The sequence below is a fragment of the Rhizobium sp. J15 genome (assembly GCF_002531825.1).
Classification (GTDB): domain Bacteria; phylum Pseudomonadota; class Alphaproteobacteria; order Rhizobiales; family Rhizobiaceae; genus Rhizobium.
This window is the reverse complement of the sequence record NZ_NWSX01000099.1, coordinates 1-1,677: the sequence shown is the minus strand read 5'-3', so window position 1 is coordinate 1,677 and position 1,677 is coordinate 1. Positions and strand designations below refer to the sequence as shown.

At 62.9% G+C, this 1,677-nt stretch carries 3 protein-coding genes; all 3 read right to left on the bottom strand.

What is annotated here, in order from left to right:
* Window positions 1-149 (bottom strand): biotin/lipoyl-containing protein (locus tag CO670_RS32300; protein ID WP_348628119.1); only part of this gene is annotated, 149 nt, incomplete at its 3' end.
* A 5-nt stretch (window positions 150-154) separates the two neighbouring features.
* The gene (locus CO670_RS32295; RefSeq protein WP_097594065.1) at window positions 155-1,162 is read right to left on the bottom strand and encodes an alpha-ketoacid dehydrogenase subunit beta; all 1,008 of its coding nucleotides are present in this window, start codon (window positions 1,160-1,162) and stop codon (window positions 155-157) included.
* Window positions 1,163-1,173: 11 nt separating this feature from the next.
* Window positions 1,174-1,677, bottom strand: a 504-nt coding sequence (locus tag CO670_RS32290) for a thiamine pyrophosphate-dependent enzyme (RefSeq protein ID WP_245426181.1), incomplete at its 5' end; no start/stop codon positions are given.

Here is a 1,677-nt window from a genome sequence, read left to right as displayed (position 1 = left end):
AGCACATTCGTCACTTTCGTGGTCTCGATCTCCAGGATCTCCTGACCGCGCGCGACACTGCCCCCCTCGCCGATCATCCATTGGGTGATCTTGCCCTCGGTCATCGTCATTCCCCATTTGGGAATCGTGACTGCTTCGATAAGCGACATGGCATTTACCTCTTTACGATTGACTTGACGGCCTTGATGACCGCGTCCGGCGTCGGCACATAGGCGTCTTCAAGGTTGGGAGCATAAGGAACCGGCGTGTGCGGCGCGGTCACCAGCTTGATCGGCGCCTTGAGGGCGTCGAAGCACTGATCGGCAAGCAGGGCAGAGATATCGGCCGCCACACCACAACGTGGATTGCCTTCGTCAACGATGACGACGCGACCGGTCTTTTCCGTCACTTCCACAAGCGTGTCCTCGTCGAGCGGCGAGGTCGTGCGCGGATCGACGATACTGACGGAGATGCCTTCCGCGGCAAGGCTGCGCGCCGCCTCTTCGGCCACGCCGACCATCCGGCCGATCGCGATGATGGCGACATCCTTGCCGTCGCGCACGACGCGCGCTTCGCCGAACGGGATCGTATAGGAGGCGTCCGGCACTTCGCCGACCGCGTCGTAGAGCATCTTGTGCTCCAGGAAGATCACCGGGTCATCATCGCGGATGGCCTGCAAGAGCAGCCCCTTGGCGTCATAGGGATTGGATGGAATGACCACCTTGAGGCCCGGGATATGGGTGAAGATCGCATGCAGGGCCTGGGTATGCTGGGATCCGGAACGGCTGCCGGCCCCATAGGTCGCGCGGATGACGAGCGGCGTCTTGGCGCGGCCGCCGAACATGTAGCGGAACTTCGCCGCCTGGTTCATGATCTGATCGAGGCAGACGCCGGCAAAGTCGACGAACATGATCTCGGCAATCGGCCGCAGCCCCGTCAAGGCGGCGCCGGCTGCAGCTCCGACAAAGGCGGCTTCGCTGATCGGCGTGTCGCGCACCCGGTCCGGACCGAAAGCCCCGAGCAGGCCACGGGTCACCCCGAAGGGGCCGCCCCAGGCATCCTTCACGCCGTTCGCCCCGGCGCCCCCCGTCAGATCTTCGCCCATCATGATCACCCGCGGATCGCGCGCCATCTCGGAATGAAGTGCATCGTTGAGTGCCTGGCGGAATGATTTCTTGGCCATCTTTGCGGTCCTTACAGATATTTGACGTAGACGTCGGTGGTCAGGGCCGACAGCGGCGGGAACGGCGCGGCGCGGGCAGCGGCCACGGCACGGTCGATTTCGGCTTCAACCGCCTGGTCGACCGCATCGAGTTCCGCACCATCCAGCAGCGAGACTTCCTTCACATGCTTGCGGAAGATGCTGAGGCAGTCGCGATCCTGACGCATCGCAGCTTTTTCCTCTGGCGTCCGGTAATTGTCGGGATCGCCGCTATAATGGCCGTAGTAGCGCGGAACATGAATGTGCAGCATCGTCGGGCCGCCGCCGTTCCTGGCGCGCTCGACCGCTTGTCCCGCTGCTTCGTAGACCTTGAAGACATCCGTGCCATCCACTTCGATCGACGGAATGTCGTAGCTTTCGGCGCGCCGCGTGAAGCTGCCTGCCGACACGTGCTCGTTGGCCGTCGCCTCGCCAAAGCCGTTGTCCTCGATGGCAAAGACGATCGGCAGGTTCCAGATCTTGGCAAGGTTGAAGCT